Genomic DNA, 20,891 nt, shown 5'->3' on the forward strand with positions numbered 1-20,891 from the left:
CGGGCGGGTCAACATCACGCTGCGGGAGACCCGCCCGCCCACACCGCGGGAGTCCCGCCCGGCTGCGCCGCGCGAGCGGCGCCCGCCTACGCTGGGCGGATGAACTCAGGGAACCCCCGCTCCACCGGCCGGAACCGGTCACTTCTCCTCGTGGTGCTGGTCGCCGTCCTGGCGGTGGCCGCCGCGGTCGTGACCGTGCTCGTCTCGTCTGCGACGTATGCACCGGGGGTCCGCACCCTGTCCCCGACGACCCAGGTGGCCGCGGGCTCGGACCACGTCGACCCCTATACCGGGCTCGTCATCCGTGTCCCCGAGGGCTGGCAGGCCGAGTCGGGCGAGCAGCTGGTCTTCGGCACCACCGCGCTGACCCCCGACAGGGAGGCGGGGGACGGGGAGACCGACCGCTCGGACGGGATCGTGCTCACGGGCGCGCTCACGGAGGACTTGTTCGACCCGCGCGATCCGGACAACCGGCGGGCGGCGATCACCCTGGCCGGTGGGATCGGACAGTTCTTCCTGCCGGTACCGGGGCAGCCGGTCGAGGAGCGGGCGGAGGAGATCGCCACCGGTGTCGGCGACGGCTGGTCCGTGTCGTTCCGAGTGCTCCCCGTCGCCGACCAGGAATTCATCGGCCCCGAGGGCGCGCTCGTGTACACCGCGGTCGTCGGGGAGGGCGCGCAGCGCTACTGGCTCACGTACATCGGTCTGCCGGGTGACGGCACCCTGCACTCACCCCGCGCCGAGTGGGCGGACGAGATCGTCGATCGACTGCGGCCCACCGAGGCGGCCGACACCCCACTAGCGCGACCGGGTGAGCACGCCTGACCCCGGCTCAGGGCCGCATCCGCCGGAAGCCGACCACCGGGTTCCCGTCGGACAGTCCGTCCCGCGGTGCGCACACCTGCTCCACCTGCGCGCGGGCCTGATCCCGCACGGGGGTGGCCGGGTCGAGCACCGAGAGGTACTCGGAATGCTCGGCGAGCGCGTCCACGGCGAGTTCGACGAACCCGCTCACGTCGACGTAGTGCGTCATCTCCGGCGAGGACTCGAACCACATCTGCGGCCGCCCCTCCGCTGCATCGACCCCCACCGCCGCGACCAGGTCGTCGTACGCGGCCCCCACCGCCGCGCCGAACTCCATGTGATCACTCTGGTTGGGCTTCCCCGGAGCGAACTCGTCCCCGGAGAACAGGGAGACCACGACGTCGGGGCGGTGCCGGCGGATGGAGTCGGCGACGGCGTCGCGGAGCTCCGCGTCATTGACGATCCGGCTGTCGGGGAAGCCCAGGAACTCCACCCGGTCGACACCGACGATCGCCGAGGAGCGCCGCTGCTCCTCCTCGCGGACCGGGCCCGCGACCTCGGGCGGCATCCCCTCGATGCCGGCCTCACCGCTGGAGGCCAGCACGTAGACGACGCTCCGGCCCTCGGCCGTCCAGCGGGCCACCGCCGCGGACATCCCGTACTCGGGGTCGTCGGGGTGCGCCACCAGGACCAGACAGCGGGTCCAGTCGGTGGGGAACGGCTCGGGTGCCGGGGAAGGGGTCATGCCCCGAGTATGGCCCCGCGCGCCCCGGCGCGCGAGAAGTCGCGTCGGGGCGCCGTCGTATGCTCGACCCGCACCCCGTCGGCGTCGTATCCCGCCGTGACCCCTGCCGTATCGCCCGTCGCATCACTCCGGAGGCCCAGCCGTGTCCGCACTCTTCCCCGACTACCGCCCGTCCTGGGAGACCGATGATCACCGGCTGTTGCGCGAGCACGCCCGCGCCTTCTTCGCCAAGGAGATGACGCCCCATCAGGAGAAGTGGGCCGCGCAGAAGCACGTGGACCGCGAGACCTGGCTCCGCACGGGTGACGCGGGGCTCATCTGTCTCGACGTGCCGGAGGAGTTCGGCGGCCAGGGCGGAGACCCGGGCATGGAGTACCTCGTGACCGAGGAGCTCGTCTACTCCGGCGACACCGCCTTCGGGATGGGCGTGGGCTCCACCATCACCCCGCACTACATCGCCAACTACGCCACCGACGAGCAGAAGCGGCAGTGGCTGCCGAAGATCTGCTCGGGCGAGTGGATCTCCGCGATCGCCATGACCGAGCCCGGCGCCGGCTCCGATCTGCAGGGCGTGCGCACCACCGCCAAGCGGGACGGCGACTCGTACGTCATCAACGGCTCCAAGACCTTCATCTCCAACGGCGGCTCCGCCGACTTCGTGGTGGTGGTGGCCAAGACCGACCTCGACGCCGGCCACAAGGGCATGGCCCTGTTCGCCGTGGAGGCCTCGACGCCGGGCTTCGAGCGCGGACGAGTGCTGGAGAAGATGGGCCGCCACGGCGCCGACACCGCCGAGCTGTTCTTCAACGACATGCGCGTGCCCGCCGCCAACCTGCTCGGGGGCGAGGAGGGGCAGGGCTTCTACCAGCTCATGAACCAGCTCCCGCGCGAGCGCCTGGCCATCGCCGTGGACGCGCTCGCCATGGCCGAGGCCGCAGTCGTGGAGACCCTCGAGTACACCCGCGATCGACAGGCCTTCGGCAAGACGATCCTGGATTTCCAGAACACACGGTTCGAACTGGCGGCGTGCAAGACCTCCGTCATGGCCTCCCGCACCTTCATCGACCACTGCATCACCCGTGAGATCGACGGCGAGCTGGACGCCGTGACCGCCTCGATGGCCAAACTCCAGGCCACCGACATGCTCGACGACGTGGTGGACCGCTGCCTCCAGCTGTTCGGGGGTTACGGCTACATGATGGAGTACCCCATCGCGCAGAAGTTCGCGGCCGCCCGGGTCATGCGGATCTACGGCGGCACCAACGAGATCATGAAGGAGGTCATCGGCCGGGCGTTGTGACCCACCGGGTGACGGCGCCGAGAGGCTACTATCGACAGTCGTCGATACATTCTGCCGGGGAGTCACCGTGACCGATCGTCCGTCCGTCCTCTTCGTCTGCGTCCACAACGCGGGCCGCTCACAGATGGCCGCGGCCTACACCGAGCACCTGTCCGGTGGCGCGGTGGAGGTCCGCTCGGCCGGGTCGGCGCCGGCGGACTCGATCAACCCGGCCGTCGCCGAGGCGATGGCGGAGGACGGCATCGACATCTCGGCGGCCACGCCGAAGGTCCTCACCACCGGGGCGGTCCGGTCGAGCGACGTGTGCATCACCATGGGCTGCGGTGACGTCTGCCCGGTCTTCCCGGGCAAGCGGTACCTGGACTGGACCCTCGACGACCCCGCCGGTCAGGGTGTCGACGCGGTCAGGCCCATCCGCGACGAGATCAGGCGCCGCGTGACCGAACTCCTCGCCGAGCTCGGCGTGCGCCCGGTCTAGCGTCCGCGCAGGATCTCGGTGAGCTGACGGACGGTGGGCACCTTCCCTCCCAGGACGAGGTCGTCGTCGACCACCAGCCCGGGTGTCTTCATGAGGCCGTAACCGGCGATCTCGCCGACGTCGGTGACCTCGACGATCTCCGCGTCCTCGCCCAGCGCCACCAGGGCCTCCCTCGTGCGGGTGACGAGGGTGTGGCAGTTGCGGCATCCGGGCCCGAGCACCTTGACGATCATGGTTCCTCCTGCATCCGGGGTCAGGCGATCACGTTGAACAGTAGGCCGATGGCGAGGATGCCGGCCGCCACGACGGCGAAGAACAGCGCGAGCAGTGGTGGCCGCATGACCCGCCTGAGCATGATCGCCTGGGGGATGGACAGCGCGATCGAGCTCATGATGAACGCCATGACGGTGCCCAGGCTCATGCCCTTGGCCCACAGCGCCTCGGCGATCGGCACGACCCCGGCTCCGTTGACGTAGAGCGGGATCCCCGCGAGGGTGGCCACGAGCACCGCCAGTGGGTTGTCCGGGCCAGCCCAGCGGAGGAAGAAGTCCTCGGGGACCCAGCCGTGGATCACCGCGCCGACGCCGACGCCCACCACCACCCAGATCCACACGCTACGGAGGATGTCGCGGGATTCGCCGAGAGCGGCGTCCACCCGTTCGCGCAGCGAGGGCACGTGGCCGTCCGCGCGGAGTACGGCGACGCGGGTGGTGAAGACGACGTCGTCGACCCACCTGTCGAGCCGGAACCGGGACAGGGCCCATCCCGCGACGAAGGCGATGGCGGCGCCGGCGCCGACGTAGGCGGCGGCGATGTGCCACCCGAACATCTCGCCGATCATGATGGCCGCGATCTCGCTGATGAGCGGGGAGGCGATGAGGAAGGTGAGGGTGACCGAGAGCGGGATCCCCGCGGCCACGAAGCCGATGAACAGTGGGATCGAGCTGCAGGAGCAGAAGGGGGTCACCACGCCGAGCACGATGGCCAGCGTGAGGCCGACGAACAGCCCCCGGCCCTCGAGCCAGTCCCGCGCGCGGTCGAGGTCGAGGCTCGCCCGGAGCATGCCCACCAGGAACATCAGCCCGAGGAGCAGGAGGACGATCTTGACGGTGTCGTAGAGGAAGAAGTGCACGGCACCGATCGCGCGGTCGGCGAGGTCGAGTCCGAGCCAGCCGACGGCCGCGTCCCAGAACCACTCGTTGGCCACCCACAGGGCCACCCAGGACACCGCGGCCAGCGCGAGCGCCGCCACGAGCCGACGCTGCTCACGGGCACCGGTGTCGGTGTCCGGGGTGTCGTTCTCCGGGCCGGACGGGCCGGTCGCGGAGGCGGGCAACGAGGTCATACCTCCACTGTAGGATTGGTATCGATGAGGGTCGATAGGAACTGTTCAGGGGGTGATGAGAGGGGGTCGGGCGGGGTGAGGGACGTCGTGGTGATCGGAGGCGGCCAGGCCGGCCTGGCCGCCGGTTTCCATCTCACCCGCGCCGGCGCGAACTTCGAGATCCTCGACGCGTCCGACGGACCGGGGGGTGCGTGGCCGCACACCTGGCCCTCGCTGCGACTGTTCTCGCCCGCCGACTACTCGTCCCTCCCGGGTCGCAGGATGCACCGGACGGACGACGGGAACCCCGACGCGGCCCACGTGGTGGAGTATCTGCGCGGGTACGAGGAGTACTACGGGCTACCCGTCCGGCGCGGGGTCCGGATCGTGGCCGTGGAGCGGGACGATCCGGACGGGTTCGTCGTCCGTGCCGCCGACGGCCGCCGGTGGCGTGCTCGCGCGGTGATCAGTGCCACCGGGACGTGGTCGAGGCCGTTCGTGCCGACCTGTCCGGGCGTCGGGGGTTTCCGGGGCCACCAGATCCACAGTGCCGGCTACCGGGGTCCGGAGCCGTTCGACGGTCGGCGCGTCGTGGTGGTGGGTGGTGCGAACTCGGGCGCGCAGATCGCCGCCGACCTCGCCGGACATCTGCAGCAGAGCGACGGCGAACTGATCTGGTGCACCGCCGGGCCCCCGCGCTATCTGCCCGACCACGTCGACGGACGGGAGTTGTTCCGGGTCGCCACCGCCTCGGTCCGGTCCGGGAGCGGCCGCGGTGTCGCGGAGTTGGGCGACATCGTCGTCGTCCCCCCGGTGCGCGCCGCCCGCGACGCGGGCCTGCTCGTGGCCACCCCGATGTTCGACCGGTTCCACCCCGGCGGGGTGGAGTGGGACGACGGCCGACGTGAGGCGGTCGACGCGGTGATCTGGTGCACCGGATTCCGCCCGGCTCTCGGGCACCTCCGCGGCCTGGGACTGTCGCGGGCCGGCGGCCGGGTGGTGACTGACGGGCCCGCGGTCCCGGACGTGCCCGGACTGTTCCTGCTCGGCTACGGCGACTGGTGTGGCGCGGCATCGGCGACCCTCATCGGGGTCGGTCAGTGGGCGAAGGCGGCGGTGGCCGCAGCTCTCGGCCGGTGATCAGGCCCTGAGGCGCGCGACGATCTCGACGAACTCCTCCGCATAGCCCAGGTGGGTCCGCAGTCGCTCGAGCCGTTCGGTGGCCTCCGCCTCGATCTCGGCGATCAGCGCGGCCGATCCCGCCGGGTCGTCGGCTCGGCGGTCCAGGGCCCGGCAGAAGTCGCGCATGCGATCCAGGCTGAACCCCAGTGGCTTCATCCGGCGGATGAGCAGGAGCCGCTCGACGTCCCCCGGCGTGTAGAGGCGGAACCCGCCCGGGGAGTGCGCGGAGGGGCTGACCAGACCGAGTTCGTCGTAGTGCCGCAGGCTCCGGATCGACAGCGCGGTGCGCTCGGCGACCTCGCCGATCTTCATGGTCTGCTCGCCGCGACTTGGCCCGCCCACAACTCTCCCGTTACGGTAGCTTCTACTCTCACGCCGTGTGAGAGTCCTGACCCCGACTGTAGGTGATCCGTGAGCACCGAGTTCCCGACCGGCGTGCTGCCCTCGTTCCGCGCCGCGTTCTCCTCCCCCGCCCGGCTGCGGACCGAGGTGCTCGCCGGCCTCGTGGTGGCCCTCGCGCTCATCCCGGAGGCGATCTCGTTCTCCATCCTCGCGGGCGTCGACCCCCGGGTCGGTCTGTTCGCGTCCTTCACCATGGCGGTCACGATCGCCTTCACCGGCGGACGCCCGGCGATGATCTCGGCGGCCACGGGAGCGATCGCGCTCGTCGTGGCACCGGTCGTGCTCGAGCACGGACTGGACTACCTCATCGCCACGGTCCTCCTGGCCGGGGTGCTGCAGGTGCTGCTGAGCGTGTTCGGGGTCGCGAGGCTGATGCGGTTCATCCCACGCTCGGTGATGGTCGGATTCGTCAACGCGCTCGCGATCCTCATCTTCTCCGCCCAGATCCCGCACCTGGTGGGCGTGCCGTGGCTGGTGTACCCGCTGGTGGCGGTGGGGCTGCTCGTCCTCGTGTTCTTTCCAAGGCTCACCACTGTGATCCCCGCGCCCCTGATCGCGATCGTGGCACTGACGATCGTGGTGGTGTCGGTGGGATGGTCGGTCCCTAATGTGCACGACCAGGGCGAGTTGCCCGGGTCGCTGCCGACCCTCCTGCTGCCGGACGTGCCGCTCACCCTGGAGACGCTGCAGATCATCGCCCCCTACGCGCTCGCCATGGCGCTCGTGGGGCTCATGGAGTCGCTGATGACGGCCAAGTTGGTCGACGACATCACGGAAACGCACTCCGACAAGACGCGTGAGGGCTGGGGTCAGGGCGTCGCCAACCTCGTCACCGGTTTCTTGGGCGGGATGGGCGGCTGCGCGATGATCGGGCAGACGATGATCAACGTCAAGGCCTCGGGCGCACGGACGCGGCTGTCCACCCTGCTCGCCGGCGTGTTCCTGCTGGTCCTCGTCGTCGTCCTGGGCGATGTCGTCGGACTGATCCCGATGGCCGCCCTGGTCGCGGTGATGATCATGGTCTCGGTGGGGACCATGGACTGGCACTCGATCCATCCCCGGACCCTGCGGCTGATGCCGCTGTCGGAGACGCTCGTCATGGTCGTCACCGTGGCGGCGACGGTGTGGACCCACAACCTCGCGATCGGCGTGATCCTGGGGGTGGTCACGGCGATGATCATGTTCGCGCGCCGGGTCGCGCACATGACGACCATCGAGAAGGTCGCCGAGCTCGACGCGGACCACGACGGGGCGGTCGACACCCGCACCTACCGGGTCACGGGCGAGCTGTTCTGGGCGTCCAGCAACGACCTCGTGTACCGGTTCGACTACTCCGGCGACCCCGAGCACGTGGTACTCGATCTCACCGACGCCGACATCTGGGACGCCTCGACCGTCGCCACGCTCGACGCCGTGCAGCAGAAGTACGCGGCCAAGGGCAAGACCCTCACGGTGATCGGACTCGACGGTGCCAGCAAGGAGCGGCTCGACAAGCTCTCGGGCAGGCTCGGCGCCGGGCACTGAGTGCGGGCCGGTCCCGAGCGAATCCCTCCGGCCCTGCTTCCGGAAGTATCGATGGCCGTCTATATTGATGGATGTCGATACGAGGCTTGGAGGCCGACATGTCCCGATCCGTGCACGACGCTCCGCTGCCCGAGCTGCTCATGCCCCAGACGCAACTCCAGCGCGATGCCCGAGAGCTGGCCCGACACTACGAGGGCGTGTTCAGTCCGCAGACCGTCGAGCGCGTGGTCTTCGAGTCGTACGCCTCGCTCCGCCGCACCGCGCGGGTCACGGCGCACCTGCCCTCCATCGCCCGGCGATTCGCCACCGACCGGCTCAAGGCGCTCGCCCAGGCTGACGGAGCAGTGGCCAAGGACGTCCCTGAGGTGCTCTTCATCTGCGTACAGAACTCGGGTCGTTCGCAGATGGCGGCCGCGCTCATGGCGCACCGCTCCGAGGGGCGTGTGCACGTGCGGTCCGCCGGATCGCTGCCCGGCTCCGGGATCGACGAGAACTGCGCGGCCGTGATGGCGGAGATGGGCCTCGACCTGGGCAAGGAGTACCCCAAGCCCCTCACCGACGACGTGGTGGCGGCCGCCGACGTGGTGATCTCCATGGGGTGCGGGGACGCGTGCGCCGTCTATCCGGGCAAGCGATACCTGGACTGGGACGTCTCGGATCCCGCCGGGCAGGATCTCGATCGGGTGCGGTCCATCCGGGACGACATCGACTCCCGGGTCCGCCGGGCCCTGCCGGAGATCGTCGCCACGACGCGCTCGCCCGCCTCGGGACTCACGGGATCACATGGCGCGGACAAAGTGGTGGGAGCATCCTGAGCTGATCTAGGTGTCAGGGGCACGGAGCCCCCGGACGTCCACGATGTCGCGGATCTGAGCGAACGCCTCCGGCACGATGCTGTAGTGCGCCATGCGGCCCCGCTGCTCCCTGGTGACCAGGCCCGCCTCGACCAGCTTCTTCATGTGGTGGCTCACCGTGGGTTGCGTGATGCCCAGCGGCTCGGTCAGCGTGCAGACGCACACGTCGGTGCACTCCGCCGCCGCGATGTGGGAGAGCAGTCGCAAGCGCATGGGATCGGCGAGCGCCTTGAACCGGGCCGCCGCGGCCTCCGCCTCGGCCTGGCCGAGGGGGCCGTTCGCGCCGGCGATACAGCACGAGGCATCCGCGACGGCGACGGTGCCGAGCTCCTGCGAGGTCATGACCGAAGGGTACCCGGCCGGTGTGCCGCCGCGGTAGGACACATTGACCACCGTCGATGAATCCCATAGGGTCGACGGCATGAGCACCCAGGTCTCGGCCCCGGCCGATCCCGGCGAGCACGTCGCCGCCAGACTGTCCTTCCTCGACCGCTACCTCGCGGTGTGGATACTGCTGGCCATGGCGGCGGGGCTCCTGCTCGGTCGGACCGTCCCCGGTATCGCCGGGGTGCTCGAGAGCGTCAAGGTGGCGGATGTCTCCCTGCCCATCGCGCTCGGACTGCTCATCATGATGTACCCCGTCCTGGCGAAGGTCCGTTACGACGAGACCCACCGGGTCACAGGGGACCGCAGGCTCCTCGTCCTCTCGCTCGCGCTCAACTGGCTGGTCGGACCCGCGCTGATGTTCACCCTGGCCTGGCTCATGCTGCCCGACCTGCCCGAGTACCGGACGGGGCTCATCATCGTCGGCCTGGCCCGGTGTATCGCCATGGTCTTCATCTGGAACGACCTCGCCTGCGGGGACCGGGAGGCCGCCGCCGTCCTCGTGGCGCTCAACTCGGTGTTCCAGGTCATCGCGTTCGCCGGCCTCGGCTGGTTCTACCTCCAGGTCCTCCCCGGATGGCTCGGGCTGGAGACCACGACCGCACAGTTCTCGGTGTGGGCGATCGCGCTGAGCGTACTGGTCTTCCTCGGCATACCCCTCGTCGCGGGGTTCCTCACCAGGTACTACGGCGAGAAGGTCAGGGGTCGCGAGTGGTACGAGGAGACGTTCCTGCCGAAGATCGGCCCGTGGGCGCTCTACGGGCTGCTGTTCACCATCGTCGTGCTCTTCGCGTTCCAGGGCGACGCGATCATGGCCAACCCGCTCGACGTGGCTCGGATCGCCCTGCCGCTGCTCGCGTACTTCGTGCTCATGTTCGGCGGCAGCCTGCTCGCGGCGCGGGCGTCGGGCCTGAACTACGCCAAGTCCACCGCGGTCGCGTTCACCGCCGCGGGCAACAACTTCGAACTGGCGATCGCCGTGAGCATCGGGACCTGGGGCGTGACCTCCGGCCAGGCGCTCGCGGGCGTGGTCGGGCCGCTGATCGAGGTCCCGGTCCTGATCGGGCTCGTCTACGTGAGTCTCTGGGCCGGTAAGCGCCTGTTCAAGGACGATCCCACCGTGCCCACCGCGCTGCGTCAGGCGCCGTCCGGCACCGTCCGCAGCTCAGGGGAGGGCCCCCGGTGAGCGATCGGCAGACTCCTCGGCCCACCGTCCTGTTCGTCTGCAAGTCCAACCGCGGTAAGTCCCAGATGGCCGAGGCGCTGCTGCGCCGGGTCGCAGGGGACGCCGTCGAGATCCACTCGGCCGGGACGCGGCCCGCCCTGGGCGAGCCCCCCAACGCCGAGTCGGTCGCCTCCCTCGCCGAGATCGGCGCCGACATGTCGGGGGCGGTCGCCGAGCCGGTGGACGACAACGTCCTGCGCCGAGCCGACCGCGTGGTCGTGCTCGGCACTGCCGCCCGCCTCGATCCGGTCGACGGGATGCGCGCGGCCATCGAGGTCTGGGACACCGACGAGCCCGCCGAGCGGGGAATCGACGGGCCGGAACGGATGGCGCTGATCCGCGACGACATCGACGCCCGGGTCAGGCGCCTGTGGGCGGAACTGGACGACCCGGCCGCCGACTGATCCGACCGGCTGATCCGGCCAGTGGGGTCCGGGGCCCGACCGGGGCCCGCGTCTAACCGGCGTACCGCTCCGGCTCGTCGCCGAAGAGGAAACCGCGGCCCGAGACGTGCTCGGGTGTGATCTCCACGAAGTTGTACTTGAGCGTGGGGATCCACGGCTTGAGGTCGAGTTCCTCGGCGCGGTTGATCTCCTCGAAGCCGTCCAGCCGCCGGGCCTGCCCCCGGACGACCACCGACCACGCCTCCCGGTCCTCGATGTGGTCCACCTGGAACAGCACGTCGGGGTGGATGGTGAGGCCGGCGAGCTTGCTGCCCTCGGCGGTGCGGAAGAAGAGGGTGCCCTCCGTCGACAGCGCGTAGTTGACGGGATAGATGTCGGCCCGCCCGCCCGTGACGGTGACCAGACGGCCGAGCGACTCTGTCGCCAGGAGTTCGAGCGACCGGCCCTCGTCGAATTCTGTGATCGGGTTGTCGTCCATGACGATATCCTCCCAGGTGCGTGGCCGGGACGGAAGAGTGCCGACCTCTCGGAGGGCCCACACCGGGTGACCGACATCACTGCGGGCTGACCACCTGCGGACTCGCCCGTCAATCAGGTAACGATCCGGCGAACCACGATGCAGCAACCGGTCGCCGTCACTACGGTGGGTCATACCTATGAACCCAGGAGAACGAGAAGCACCCCGTAACCCTGATTCGTCCGACGCGATGTTCCGTCCGCCCACCGCGGCTGATGGGAATCGCATGTGGGAGATCGCCCGCGACAGCGGAGTACTCGACCTGAACTCCTCCTATGCCTACGTGCTGTGGGGAGCGGAGTTCTCCGAGAGTTCGGTGGTGGTCGAGGTGGAAGGCCGCGTGGTCGGCTTCGTCACCGGCTTCCTGCGACCCTCGGAGCCGGACACGATCTTCGTCTGGCAGGTGGGCGTGGACGCGGACCAGCGAGGCAAGGGTCTGGCCGCGCGGCTGCTCCACAGCCTGATGGACCGGTTGGCCGAGCGAGGTGTCGTGCGGTTGCGCACCACTATCAGCCCGGACAACGAGGCGTCCCAGCGCACGTTCGGCGCGGTCGCGCGTGACCGGGGCATGACGCTGTCCAGCGAGGACTACCTGAGCTCCGAGCTGCTCGGGGAGGGTCACGAGCGAGAAGACCTCTACACGATTTCCTAGCCGTCGGCGCACGGGCCGTCCGGCCCGCCACCGCTGCCCGCCCTTTCTCTTCATTGGAGTGATCAGAAGACCATGACCGAGTCCACGCACGACACGAGCTCCAACACGGACATCTTCTCGGACCGCGAGTCCGAGGTGCGCAGCTACTCCCGCAACTGGCCGGTGGTGTTCGACACCGCCAAGGGCACGACGCTCACCACGGTGGAGGGCGAGGAGTACCTCGACTTCTTCGGTGGTGCCGGCGCGCTGAACTACGGCCACAACGACGACGACATGAAGGCCGCTCTCCTGGAGTACATCCAGCGCGACGGCGTCACGCATTCGCTCGACAAGTACACGGTCGCCAAGCGCGCCTTCCTCGAGACCTTCTCCTCGACGATCCTCGAGCCGCGGGGACTCGACTACAAGGTCATGTTCCCCGGGCCGACCGGGACCAACGCCGTCGAATCGGCGCTCAAGCTGGCCCGCAAGGTCACCGGGCGTGAGGCCATCATCAACTTCACCAACTCGTTCCACGGCATGACCCTCGGGTCGCTGTCCGTCACGGGTAACTCCATGAAGCGCGCCGGTGCCGGGATCCCGCTGGTCCACGCCACGCCGATGCCGTACGACAACTACTTCGGCGGCGTGACCGAGGACTTCCAATGGATGGAGCGCGTCCTGGTCGACTCCGGCTCGGGCATGAACCGCCCGGCGGCCGTGATCGTCGAGTGTGTGCAGGGTGAGGGCGGCATCAACGCCGCGCGCGCCGAGTGGTTGCAGGCGCTCAACGAGCTCTGTGTCCGCCACGACATCCTGCTCATCGTGGACGACGTCCAGATGGGGTGCGGACGGACCGGTGAGTTCTTCTCGTTCGAGTTCGCGGGGATCAAGCCGGACATCGTCACCCTGTCGAAGTCCATCGGCGGGTACGGGCTCCCGCTCGCACTGACCCTCTTCCGTCGCGACCTCGACGAGTGGACCCCCGGCGAGCACAACGGGACCTTCCGCGGCAACAACATGGCGTTCGTCACCGCAGACGTCGCGCTGCGCAAGTACTGGTCGGACGATCATCTGCAGAACCGCACGCTCGAGAACGGCCGGATCCTGCGCGAACGCTTCTCCCCGCTGGTCTACAAGTACGAGGGCAAGCTCGAGCTGCGTGGACGCGGTATGGCCTTCGGCATCGCCTTCCTCCAGGACGCGGATCTCGCCGGCCAGGTCATGGCCCGGTGCTTCGACAATCATTTGCTCGTCGAGACCGCCGGCCCGAGCGACGAGGTGGTCAAGTTTCTCGCGCCGCTCACCCTGACCGATGAGGAGCGCGACCGCGGCATCGAGATCTGTTACGAGGCCGTCGACCACGTCCTGGCGCAGCAGTACGTCTGAGCGCATCCAGACCATCCCCCTTCCCCGAGGAGGCACCTCATGATCGTTCGCACGACCGCAGGCATCACCGACACCGAGCGCCACATCAAGGGCAACAACGGCAACTGGGAGTCCAAGCGCATCGTCCTGGCCGACGACCGGGTGGGATTCTCGTTCCACGAGACCACCATCGCCGCCGGCACGACCAACGACTTCCACTACGCCAACCACATCGAGGCCGTCTGGCTGACCCGGGGTAAGGGCACGCTGCGGGACCTCACCAACGGCGAGGAGTACCCCCTCGAGGCGGGGTCGATGTACCTCCTGGACGGTCACGAGAAGCACCAGGTGATCGTGGAGGAGGAGATGCAGATGCTCTGCGTGTTCAACCCCCCGGTCGTCGGCGACGAGAACCACGACGAGAACGGCATCTACCCGCTGCTTCGCCTCCAGGACGACGGAACGGTCGTCCGGGAGAAGTAGGGCTCCACCGCGGGACTCGCGCGTCCTCTTCGGCTTGCGCGCCCGGATCGCACGAGACGAGAGGGGATGCGCGTCGGGTTCGGTCCATTCCGGGCGCACACCCGGCCGGCGGGCAGGGCAGAATGTCCGGGTGTCGACCATCGTCTTCCTCCACGCCCACCCCGACGACGAGACGTCCCAGACCGCCGGGATGATGGCCGTCGCCGCGCGCGGTGGCCATCGCGTCGTCACGGTCTTCGCCACGGACGGCGACCACGGTCAGCGACCTGATCACCTCGGAGACGACGGGGACCTGGTGGAGCACCGGCGCGGGGAGGCCCGGGCCGCCGCGGACGTCCTGGGCGTCGCCCGGATCGACTGGCTGGGGTACCGCGACTCGGGCATGACCGGATGGGCGCAGAACGACGACCCGTTGTCCCTGCACAGCTCCGACACCGACCAGGCCGCCGGCCGTCTCGCCCGGATCCTCGACAGGGAGGACGCCGACGTCCTCGTGGGGTACGACCACCACGGGAACTACGGTCACCCCGATCACCTGGCCGTCCACCGGATCGCCCGACGCGCGGTGGGGGTGGCGGCCCGTCGACCGCGATTGCTGGAGGCCACCACCAATCAGGACGCGCAACTCGAGATGCTCGACAGTCCCGAGGCCGCGGAGTTCCTCGAGACACTCGCGGCCGGCGGAATGGACGTGGCCGAGCTGCGACGGATGATCCTCACCGGTGATGACGGACTGCCGGTCGGGGTCCCGCAGTCGGAGATCGCGTGGGCGATCGACCTGCCCGCGGACGTACTGGAGCTCAAGCGGCGCGCGATGCAGTGCCACGCCAGTCAGACCAGCGACATCGGCATGATGCTGGCCCTGCCGAAGGAGGTCTACGCGGCGGCGTTCGGGACCGAGTACCTCATCGAGCCGGGGCTCGACCGGCCGATGCGCAGACAGTGGCCGTTCGACTGACCGGGGTGCGTCGAACTCAGGGCACGTCGAGTGCGCGGACCCAGTCGCCGTGGCCGTGCGCCGTGGCCAGTGGACGACCGTTGACGGCGACGACGAAGATGCCCTTGTGACGTCGGATCGACTCCGGGACCTGCTCGGCGACGTCGGGCAGTAGTGTCACCCCCTCCACGGAGATCCAGATGCAGTCGAGCGCCGAGACCCGGCGGACGAACTCCGCGCGGGCCGGAGGTTCGAGGTATCCGAGTACCGCGGTGTGGAACACCACCGGCGTGGACCCCGCGGGGCAGGCGGCCACGGATTCCTCCAGCCTCTCGACCAGGTCGCCGGCGATGATGTGCGCCGGGTCCGCGGCGGCGATGTCGAGTGCGGACTCCAGACGTGGCGCCCGCTCGGCGTGCTGTCCGGGCCAGATCAGGCTCCGCAGCCAGGCCCTCGAGTCGGCGTCGGAGGGGTCGATCGGGGACAGGTCCACCCCGCCGCGGTGGACCACGTCGGGCAGTGACCGGGGGCGGGGGACGCCGTCGCGCAGGGCGCAGTCGAGGACCGGGGCGCCGGAGACCGGGGAGCCGGTGCCGGACCCCGGTGGTCGCAGTTCGTGGGTGGGACCGCCGTCCAGCGAGAACCGGTAGGCGTACCGGTCCGGATACAGGCACAGGCCGGCGGAGGCGCCCATCTCCACCAGGGAGAGCGGGCCGGGGATGAGGGAGAGGAACGGCAGGAGCACCGCGCACCGCTTGGCCTCGTTGGTCTGTGTCGAGTGTGTGAGTGCGATCTGTTCGATCTCGTGCCAATGGGTGTGGACGAACTCCCGGAACACCGCGTAGTCCTCGGTCTCGGGCGCGCCCGCGTGCCGCGCGGAGGCGAAGACCAACGCGGGCTGTCTCTTGATCCGGGGAAGGCTCCCGATGAGTTCGCACGTGGCCGGATCCTCGGCCACTCCCCGTGCCCACGCCAGGTAGACGGGCGTGCGGCCGCGGACCTCGAATTCGGCGAACTCGGCGTAGCGGGTGGGCACGTCGTCGACGTGAGCGGAGTCCATGTGGTCAGCGTGGCACACCGGCTCCGGTGGCGCGTGGTTCCGACACCAGGTACGTTGGTGATGCATCAATCACTTGCCGCGACGACGACCGCAGGAGATCCCATGGCAGACGACACCGAGTTCATCGCAGCCAAGAACGCCTCGGAGGACGGTGAGTTCGTCCGCGACGCCACCTACATCAACGACCGGGTGGTGGCGGATCTCCCGGCGGGATCGGACCCGGTGGGCGACAAGGTCGGCGAGATGCGGTGGCCCGTCGAGGCGGGGCGGTACCGCCTCATGGCGGCCCGCGCGTGCCCGTGGGCCAGCCGCTCGATCATCGTCCGGCGTCTGATGGGCCTGGAGGACGCCATCTCCATGGGGTTGGCCGGCCCGACCCACGACGTCAATTCCTGGGTCTTCGACCTCGACCCGGACGGCAAGGACCCGGTCACGGGCATCCACCGCCTCCAGGAGGCGTACTTCAACCGGATCCCCGACTACCCGCGCGGCATCACGGTGCCGGCGCTGGTCGACCTCCCCACCACGTCGGTCGTGACCAACGCCTATCAGAAGCTCAACTTCGATCTGCTCACGGAGTGGTCCGCCTTCCACCGCGCCGGTGCGCCGGACCTCTACCCCGAGGAGCACCGCGACGAGATCGACGAGTTGGACTCGTGGATCTATCCCACCGTCAACAACGGCGTCTACCGCTGCGGGTTCGCGGCCGAGCAGAGGGCCTACGAGGAGGCCTACGACGAGCTCTGGGCCTCACTGGACCGTCTCGAGGAGCGGTTGACGACCCGCCGCTACCTCGCGGGGGACACGATCACGGTCGCGGACATCCGACTGTTCACCACCCTCGTGCGGTTCGACGCCGTCTACCACGGTCACTTCAAGGCCAACCGCAACAAGATCACGGAGATGCCGGCCCTGTGGGGCTACCTCCGCGACCTGTTCCAGACGCCCGGGTTCGGCGACACCTGCGACTTCCCACAGATCAAGGAACACTACTACAACGTCCACCGGGACGTGAACCCCACCGGCATCGTGCCCAAGGGGCCCGACCTGTCCGGCCTGCTCACCCCGCACCACCGCGAGGAGTTGGGTGGCCGCCCGTTCGGTGACGGCACCGCCCCCGGGCCGATCGAGGATCCGTCCGAGCGCGTCCCGGAGGGCCACGGAGCGGACTAGATTCCTCCCGTGGGCCTAGACTGGCTCGCTGTGAACCCGGCCCCGTCCGAACTAGGTCGTTATCGACGAAACGCCCGTCAGTTCCTCATGTTCGGGATCGTGGGCGGATCCGGGATGGTCGTCAACATGATCGTCACGGTCCTGATGAACAGGGCCAACGGCGGCACCCAGAACGCGCAGGACATCCTGTTCCCGTTCGCGGGGACGGACTACAACTTCCGCTTCACCACCCTGGTGTGGATCGTCGCGTTCCTCGTGGCCAACCTCTACAACTTCCTGCTCAACCGGCACTGGACGTTCGGTAAGGGGCACAAGGCCCCGGTCATGCAGGAGTTCTGGCCGTTCCTGTTGGTCGGTTCGGTCGCTGCCGCCGCGGGGATCTTCATCAAGCTGGCCTTCACCAACCCCACCTCGCCGCTCTACCTTCCGGAGCCGTGGTTCCACGAGGACGCGGGCATCCACTCCCGGGAGTACTGGGGTCAGCTGCTGACGATCCTCATCACGATGCCGATCAACTTCGTCGTCAACAAGCTGTGGACGTTCCGTTCCGTGCGGCGGCGCCACCACGCGCGCTCCACCGCGGACGCGGTGGTCTAGGGGACCGGTCGTGGAGTCCTCGACCCTGCTGCTGTGGTTCGACCTCGTGGGGGTGTTCTTCTTCGCCCTGTCCGGCAGTCTGCTGGCCGCGCGCAAGAACATCGACATCACCGGTGGCCTGGTCCTGGGCCTGCTGGCCGGGCTCGGCGGGGGCATCATGCGTGACGTCATGCTGGGGGTCACGCCGCTGGCCCTGGCCCAGCCGGTCCTGCTGGTGCCGCCGTTCGTCGCCTCCGCGGTGGTGTACTTGCTGGGCGCGCACCTGCACCGCGTCCGGACGTTGATCATCGTCTTCGACGCCGCCGGGCTGGGGCTGTTCTGCACGTTCGGTACCGCCCGGGCGCTCGACCACGGGATGCCCGTCGCCTCCGCGCTGCTACTCGGGGTGGTCACCGCAGTCGGCGGGGGCCTGCTCCGCGATGTCGTGGCCAACGAGATCCCGGCCGTGTTCAACGGCTCCGACCTGTACGTCATCCCCGCCGCCACCGGTGCCGCGCTGACCGCGCTGGCCGTGTCCACCGACACGTGGGGCCCGGTCGCGGCGGCGGCGTTGTCCGCGTTCACCTTCACGTTCCGGATGGTCGCGTGGCGTCTGCAGTGGCGTGTCCCGGCCCCCATGCGCGGATGGAGCATGCGGGGGATCGACACTCGCCTGCGGCGCGACCGGCCGGTGTTCGGCCGTCCCGGCCGGATGAAGGGCGACGACGACGAGCCCCGCCGGGACGAGGACGTCGACGACTACCGGGATGGCCCACCGGGTCTCCGCCGGTAGTGTGTGCCGTCGTGCAGTATTACCTCAGCCTGCTGGGATTCGCGGCAGTCGACTCCGTCAACCTCCTGGCCTTCGCCGTGATCGCCGGACTGTGGCTCACGGCCGCCGGGCGGGGGGGAGGCTTCACCCCGCGTGCCGCCCGGTTCACCGGCGGGGCGTTCTGCGGCATCGTCCTGCTCTCACTGGTGTCGGTGTGGGTGATCGGCAACAACCAGGAGTTCGTGCGCAGCCTGTTCTACAACCTCTGGGCGATGCTGATCATGGGGGTGGTCGGTGTGGTGATCACCGTGTTGGGACTGCGCAGGCCGGCGGAGGCCAAAGAGGACAGCGTCGAGGCCCCGCTCGCCCAGACCGTATTGCAGCGCTTCGGCATCATGGCCACCGGCATCTCGCTGGGCGTCATCCAGTCGGCCACGTCGGCGCCGTTCGCTGCGGGCATGGTCCTCATCTCCTTCGCCGAGACCCCCTGGTGGTCCAAGCTCCTCCAGATCCTGTTCTTCGCGGTCATCGCGATCCTGCCGAGCACGGCGCTGATCGTCACGTTGTCGCGCGTCGACTCGTCCGGAGTCGCCGCGGCGACCCGCCGGATCGACCGATTCCTCGCCCGCGGTCGCGTGGCCGGTCGGATGCTCACGCTCGTCGTGGGGGTGGCGCTCATGCTCCTGGCGACGGTGCGCATCGTGCAGCTCAGCGGGGTGCTGGCGTAACCGCATCACGGCGTCGCCGGATCGTTCCATGGCCTGATCGTTCCGCGGCCGGGGTCTTGTCGGAGCCGCTTCCTAGGGTGACGATGACCACCGTGGAGGGTGGTCCACGACTCCGTAGGGGGAGAGCATGACGATAGATCAGGTGTATCGGGCAGACGGCGCGGTCCGGTGCGAGGACGGACTGATGCGACCTCCGTGGGCGGCGCGGGACCCGTTGCTGCGGGAATACTACGACACCGAATGGGGGATGCCGGTCCACGACGAGGCCGGTCTCTTCGAGCGACTCGTCCTGGAGGGGTTCCAGTCGGGCCTGAGTTGGCTGACGATCCTGCGCAAGCGTCCGGCGTTCCGGGAGGCGTTCGCCGGGTTCTCGCCGGACGCGGTCGCGGAGTTCGGCGACGCCGACGTCGCCCGGCTCATGGCGGACGAGAGGATCGTGCGCAACCGTCGCAAGATCGACGCGGCCGTGGGCAATGCGCGCGCCGTGATCTCCCTCCGGGCCGAGGGCGGTCTGGGCGAGTTGATCTGGTCGTACCGGCCGGAGACCACCCCGGAACCCCGGACGATGAGCGAGGTCCCCAGCCGATCACCGGAATCGGAGGCGCTGGCCCGGGAGCTCAAGCGGCGGGGGTTCAGCTTCGTGGGTCCGGTGACGGTGTTCGCGTTGATGGAGGCCATCGGCGTCGTCGACACCCACCTCGTGAGCTCGCATCGTCGGGGGACCTCCGGCATCTGGTCGAGCGGAGGACTGCCCGGGATCACACCAGGGGGCCGGGATCAGCCCGGCGGTCCGGGCTGAGGGGGCGACTCGGGTAGTCCGGGCAGGTCGGCGCGGGGCGGGAGCCCGGGTGTGGTGCCGGCGAGGGCTCCCGCCTCCGTCAGCTGGCCGGTCGCCGGCCGGCTCAGGCACCCCGGGATGCCGCGGAGGGTCGCCATCCGGGCGAGCGAGAGGTCCAGGTCTTCCTTCCGCAGGGCGCCCTCGGCGAGCGCGCGCTCGACGGCGTCGAGTGCCTCGGGGACCCCGGCGGTGGTGATCCACAGCGGTGAATCGGCCCCGGCGATGAGCGATTCGGTGACCGCCCGGGGGAGCGGGAAGTCGTTCGTCACGGCGCGCATCCCGGACAGGTCGTCGGTGAAGATCGGGCCGTCGAAGGCGGGGGCGCCGTACCCGCGCCCCTCACGCAGCAGTCGGTACGCGGCCGGGGAGAGCGACGCCGGCCGGTCGACACCGGTGAGGCCCGGCACCTGCTGGTGCCCCAGCATCATCGCCGCGCCGGGGGTCTCGGCGAGTTCGGAGAAGGGCCGGAGATCGTGCGGCACGAGTTGATCCAGCGGGGGCACGGTCACCGCTTCGTGGTGGCTGTCCCCGGACGATCGGCCGTGCCCGGGGAAGTGCTTGAACACGGGCGTCACCCCGGCGTCGAGGAGCCCCGCGGAGAACGCGCGGGCGTAGCTGACCACCCGGGCCGGGTCGGGTGAGAACGACCGGTCGCCGATCACCGCCCAGTCCGGCTGGTCGGACACGTCGACAGACGGCGCGAAGTCGACGGTCACCCCCATCTCACGGAGGAACTCACCGCGCGCCCGCGCCGCGGACCGGACCTCCTCGGGGCTCATGGTGGCGGCCATGACGCGGGCGGACGGCATCGGCCCGGCATAGGGGGCGATGCGGGACACGCGACCGCCCTCCTCGTCGATCGACACGAGCAGCGGTAGCGCCGAGTCCTCCTGAAGTCGCGCGAGACCGTCGCCGGAGACGACTTCACCCACGACATCCCCGCCGAGGAAGATCCCCCCGATGTTGTGCTCGTCGACCGCCCGCCGGGCGTCGGCCATCGAGCTCACGCCCACGGTGAACAACTGCGCGATCCGCTCCCGCTGGCTCAGGGAGTCCAGGGGCGACTCGCAGGGCGGCGCGGCGGCCCGGGAATGCTCGGACGGTCGGGCCGTCGCGTGGTGCTCCCGGGATCCGGCTCCCGGTGTGCCCTCCGTGCCTGCCGTGCCGCAGCCGGCCAGCGCC

Annotated in this window: 25 protein-coding genes; 17 read left to right on the forward strand and 8 right to left on the reverse strand. The window is 69.6% G+C overall.

The window, feature by feature from the left end; genetic code table 11:
* Positions 1-99: 99 nt before the first annotated feature.
* Entirely contained in the window at positions 100-825 is a 726-nt protein-coding gene (locus G6019_RS03265; protein ID WP_194305401.1) for an APA family fibronectin-binding glycoprotein, read from the forward strand.
* A gap of 7 nt (positions 826-832) precedes the next feature.
* Here the strand turns inward: G6019_RS03265 and G6019_RS03270 are convergent, their stop codons facing one another.
* Complete coding sequence (locus tag G6019_RS03270; protein WP_107757548.1) at positions 833-1,549, reverse strand: PIG-L deacetylase family protein; 717 nt, start codon at positions 1,547-1,549, stop codon at positions 833-835.
* 142 nt (positions 1,550-1,691) lie between these two features.
* On the opposite strand from G6019_RS03270, the gene G6019_RS03275 reads away from it, so the two are divergent.
* Both G6019_RS03275 and G6019_RS03280 read left to right on the forward strand, forming a co-directional pair.
* Entirely contained in the window at positions 1,692-2,849 is a 1,158-nt protein-coding gene (locus G6019_RS03275) for an acyl-CoA dehydrogenase family protein (RefSeq protein ID WP_182613222.1), read from the forward strand.
* 67 nt (positions 2,850-2,916) lie between these two features.
* Complete coding sequence (locus tag G6019_RS03280; RefSeq protein WP_182613223.1) at positions 2,917-3,327, forward strand: arsenate reductase ArsC; 411 nt, start codon at positions 2,917-2,919, stop codon at positions 3,325-3,327.
* Here the strand turns inward: G6019_RS03280 and G6019_RS03285 are convergent.
* Together G6019_RS03285 and G6019_RS03290 are read right to left on the reverse strand one after the other, a co-directional pair.
* Complete coding sequence (locus G6019_RS03285) at positions 3,324-3,560, reverse strand: thioredoxin family protein (RefSeq protein WP_182613224.1); 237 nt, start codon at positions 3,558-3,560, stop codon at positions 3,324-3,326. The two genes, G6019_RS03280 and G6019_RS03285, sit on opposite strands and share 4 nt — an antisense overlap.
* A 20-nt stretch (positions 3,561-3,580) precedes the next feature.
* Positions 3,581-4,672, reverse strand: a complete 1,092-nt coding sequence (locus G6019_RS03290) for a permease (protein WP_182613225.1) — start codon at positions 4,670-4,672, stop codon at positions 3,581-3,583.
* Between the two features lie 75 nt (positions 4,673-4,747).
* Here G6019_RS03290 and G6019_RS03295 point away from each other — a divergent pair, with 75 nt between their 5' ends.
* Positions 4,748-5,791 (forward strand): ArsO family NAD(P)H-dependent flavin-containing monooxygenase, encoded by a 1,044-nt coding sequence (locus tag G6019_RS03295; RefSeq protein ID WP_194860336.1) that lies wholly within the window; start codon positions 4,748-4,750, stop codon positions 5,789-5,791.
* Here G6019_RS03295 and G6019_RS03300 read toward each other — a convergent pair whose 3' ends face one another.
* The gene (locus G6019_RS03300) at positions 5,792-6,145 is read right to left on the reverse strand and encodes a MerR family transcriptional regulator (protein ID WP_182613235.1); all 354 of its coding nucleotides are present in this window, start codon (positions 6,143-6,145) and stop codon (positions 5,792-5,794) included. It lies immediately after the preceding gene.
* Between the two features lie 99 nt (positions 6,146-6,244).
* Between G6019_RS03300 and G6019_RS03305 the strand changes: the two genes are divergently transcribed.
* The gene (locus tag G6019_RS03305; RefSeq protein ID WP_182613226.1) at positions 6,245-7,759 is read left to right on the forward strand and encodes a SulP family inorganic anion transporter; all 1,515 of its coding nucleotides are present in this window, start codon (positions 6,245-6,247) and stop codon (positions 7,757-7,759) included.
* 71 nt (positions 7,760-7,830) lie between these two features.
* Positions 7,831-8,574, forward strand: coding sequence for an arsenate-mycothiol transferase ArsC (locus G6019_RS03310; protein WP_370446316.1), 744 nt, complete (start codon positions 7,831-7,833; stop codon positions 8,572-8,574).
* A gap of 6 nt (positions 8,575-8,580) precedes the next feature.
* Here G6019_RS03310 and G6019_RS03315 read toward each other — a convergent pair whose 3' ends face one another.
* Positions 8,581-8,955 carry an ArsR/SmtB family transcription factor gene (locus G6019_RS03315; protein WP_107758247.1) on the reverse strand — a complete coding sequence of 125 codons (375 nt, stop codon included), beginning with the start codon at positions 8,953-8,955 and terminating at the stop codon, positions 8,581-8,583.
* 79 nt (positions 8,956-9,034) lie between these two features.
* Between G6019_RS03315 and arsB the strand changes: the two genes are divergently transcribed.
* Both arsB and G6019_RS03325 read left to right on the forward strand, forming a co-directional pair.
* Positions 9,035-10,183, forward strand: coding sequence for an ACR3 family arsenite efflux transporter (gene arsB, locus G6019_RS03320; protein WP_107758246.1), 1,149 nt, complete (start codon positions 9,035-9,037; stop codon positions 10,181-10,183).
* Entirely contained in the window at positions 10,180-10,626 is a 447-nt protein-coding gene (locus G6019_RS03325) for an arsenate-mycothiol transferase ArsC (RefSeq protein WP_182613227.1), read from the forward strand. The genes arsB and G6019_RS03325 overlap by 4 nt, the downstream gene beginning before the upstream one ends.
* A 52-nt stretch (positions 10,627-10,678) precedes the next feature.
* On the opposite strand, the gene G6019_RS03330 is transcribed toward G6019_RS03325, so the two are convergent.
* Complete coding sequence (locus G6019_RS03330) at positions 10,679-11,104, reverse strand: pyridoxamine 5'-phosphate oxidase family protein (RefSeq protein WP_107757539.1); 426 nt, start codon at positions 11,102-11,104, stop codon at positions 10,679-10,681.
* Positions 11,105-11,282: 178 nt separating this feature from the next.
* Here G6019_RS03330 and ectA point away from each other — a divergent pair, with 178 nt between their 5' ends.
* From ectA to G6019_RS03350, 4 genes are all read left to right on the forward strand, one after another.
* Positions 11,283-11,795: a diaminobutyrate acetyltransferase gene (gene ectA, locus G6019_RS03335; RefSeq protein WP_031264540.1), complete on the forward strand. Its 513-nt coding sequence runs from the start codon at positions 11,283-11,285 to the stop codon at positions 11,793-11,795.
* Between the two features lie 72 nt (positions 11,796-11,867).
* A complete protein-coding gene (gene ectB / locus G6019_RS03340; RefSeq protein WP_182613228.1) occupies positions 11,868-13,163 on the forward strand; it encodes a diaminobutyrate--2-oxoglutarate transaminase in 1,296 nt (431 codons plus the stop codon).
* Positions 13,164-13,202: 39 nt separating this feature from the next.
* Positions 13,203-13,625 (forward strand): ectoine synthase, encoded by a 423-nt coding sequence (locus tag G6019_RS03345; RefSeq protein WP_017835758.1) that lies wholly within the window; start codon positions 13,203-13,205, stop codon positions 13,623-13,625.
* Positions 13,626-13,755: 130 nt separating this feature from the next.
* Positions 13,756-14,583 (forward strand): PIG-L deacetylase family protein, encoded by an 828-nt coding sequence (locus tag G6019_RS03350; protein WP_182613229.1) that lies wholly within the window; start codon positions 13,756-13,758, stop codon positions 14,581-14,583.
* A 16-nt stretch (positions 14,584-14,599) separates the two neighbouring features.
* Here G6019_RS03350 and G6019_RS03355 read toward each other — a convergent pair whose 3' ends face one another.
* A complete protein-coding gene (locus tag G6019_RS03355; protein WP_182613230.1) occupies positions 14,600-15,622 on the reverse strand; it encodes a DUF2332 domain-containing protein in 1,023 nt (340 codons plus the stop codon).
* Between the two features lie 102 nt (positions 15,623-15,724).
* Here G6019_RS03355 and G6019_RS03360 point away from each other — a divergent pair, with 102 nt between their 5' ends.
* The 5 genes from G6019_RS03360 (at position 15,725) to G6019_RS03380 (ending at position 19,670) form a co-directional block, all read left to right on the forward strand.
* Positions 15,725-16,795: a glutathione S-transferase family protein gene (locus tag G6019_RS03360; RefSeq protein ID WP_182613231.1), complete on the forward strand. Its 1,071-nt coding sequence runs from the start codon at positions 15,725-15,727 to the stop codon at positions 16,793-16,795.
* Positions 16,796-16,825: 30 nt separating this feature from the next.
* Positions 16,826-17,392, forward strand: coding sequence for a GtrA family protein (locus G6019_RS03365; RefSeq protein WP_231750381.1), 567 nt, complete (start codon positions 16,826-16,828; stop codon positions 17,390-17,392).
* A 10-nt stretch (positions 17,393-17,402) separates the two neighbouring features.
* Entirely contained in the window at positions 17,403-18,164 is a 762-nt protein-coding gene (locus tag G6019_RS03370) for a trimeric intracellular cation channel family protein (protein WP_107757534.1), read from the forward strand.
* Positions 18,165-18,175: 11 nt separating this feature from the next.
* Entirely contained in the window at positions 18,176-18,871 is a 696-nt protein-coding gene (locus G6019_RS03375) for a hypothetical protein (RefSeq protein WP_182613232.1), read from the forward strand.
* Positions 18,872-18,998: 127 nt separating this feature from the next.
* Entirely contained in the window at positions 18,999-19,670 is a 672-nt protein-coding gene (locus G6019_RS03380) for a DNA-3-methyladenine glycosylase I (protein WP_182613233.1), read from the forward strand.
* Here the strand turns inward: G6019_RS03380 and G6019_RS03385 are convergent.
* Positions 19,649-20,887, reverse strand: a complete 1,239-nt coding sequence (locus tag G6019_RS03385) for a glycoside hydrolase family 3 N-terminal domain-containing protein (protein WP_241725858.1) — start codon at positions 20,885-20,887, stop codon at positions 19,649-19,651. The two genes, G6019_RS03380 and G6019_RS03385, sit on opposite strands and share 22 nt — an antisense overlap.
* Between the last annotated feature and the right edge of the window lie 4 nt (positions 20,888-20,891).

Origin of the sequence: Dietzia sp. DQ12-76 (assembly GCF_014145045.1) — a bacterium.
GTDB lineage: Bacteria > Actinomycetota > Actinomycetes > Mycobacteriales > Mycobacteriaceae > Dietzia.

Coding starts and splice junctions, on each gene's coding strand:
- G6019_RS03345 (WP_017835758.1), top strand. CDS start 13,203: ATGATCGTTCGCACGACCGCAGGCATCACCGACACCGAGCGCCACATC.
- G6019_RS03380 (WP_182613233.1), top strand. CDS start 18,999: ATGACGATAGATCAGGTGTATCGGGCAGACGGCGCGGTCCGGTGCGAG.
- G6019_RS03355 (WP_182613230.1), bottom strand. CDS start 15,622: ATGGACTCCGCTCACGTCGACGACGTGCCCACCCGCTACGCCGAGTTC.
- G6019_RS03265 (WP_194305401.1), top strand. CDS start 100: ATGAACTCAGGGAACCCCCGCTCCACCGGCCGGAACCGGTCACTTCTC.
- arsB (WP_107758246.1), top strand. CDS start 9,035: ATGAGCACCCAGGTCTCGGCCCCGGCCGATCCCGGCGAGCACGTCGCC.
- G6019_RS03285 (WP_182613224.1), bottom strand. CDS start 3,560: ATGATCGTCAAGGTGCTCGGGCCCGGATGCCGCAACTGCCACACCCTC.
- G6019_RS03300 (WP_182613235.1), bottom strand. CDS start 6,145: ATGAAGATCGGCGAGGTCGCCGAGCGCACCGCGCTGTCGATCCGGAGC.
- G6019_RS03310 (WP_370446316.1), top strand. CDS start 7,831: ATGTCGATACGAGGCTTGGAGGCCGACATGTCCCGATCCGTGCACGAC.
- G6019_RS03315 (WP_107758247.1), bottom strand. CDS start 8,955: ATGACCTCGCAGGAGCTCGGCACCGTCGCCGTCGCGGATGCCTCGTGC.
- G6019_RS03290 (WP_182613225.1), bottom strand. CDS start 4,672: ATGACCTCGTTGCCCGCCTCCGCGACCGGCCCGTCCGGCCCGGAGAAC.
- G6019_RS03360 (WP_182613231.1), top strand. CDS start 15,725: ATGGCAGACGACACCGAGTTCATCGCAGCCAAGAACGCCTCGGAGGAC.
- G6019_RS03270 (WP_107757548.1), bottom strand. CDS start 1,549: ATGACCCCTTCCCCGGCACCCGAGCCGTTCCCCACCGACTGGACCCGC.
- ectA (WP_031264540.1), top strand. CDS start 11,283: ATGAACCCAGGAGAACGAGAAGCACCCCGTAACCCTGATTCGTCCGAC.
- ectB (WP_182613228.1), top strand. CDS start 11,868: ATGACCGAGTCCACGCACGACACGAGCTCCAACACGGACATCTTCTCG.
- G6019_RS03330 (WP_107757539.1), bottom strand. CDS start 11,104: ATGGACGACAACCCGATCACAGAATTCGACGAGGGCCGGTCGCTCGAA.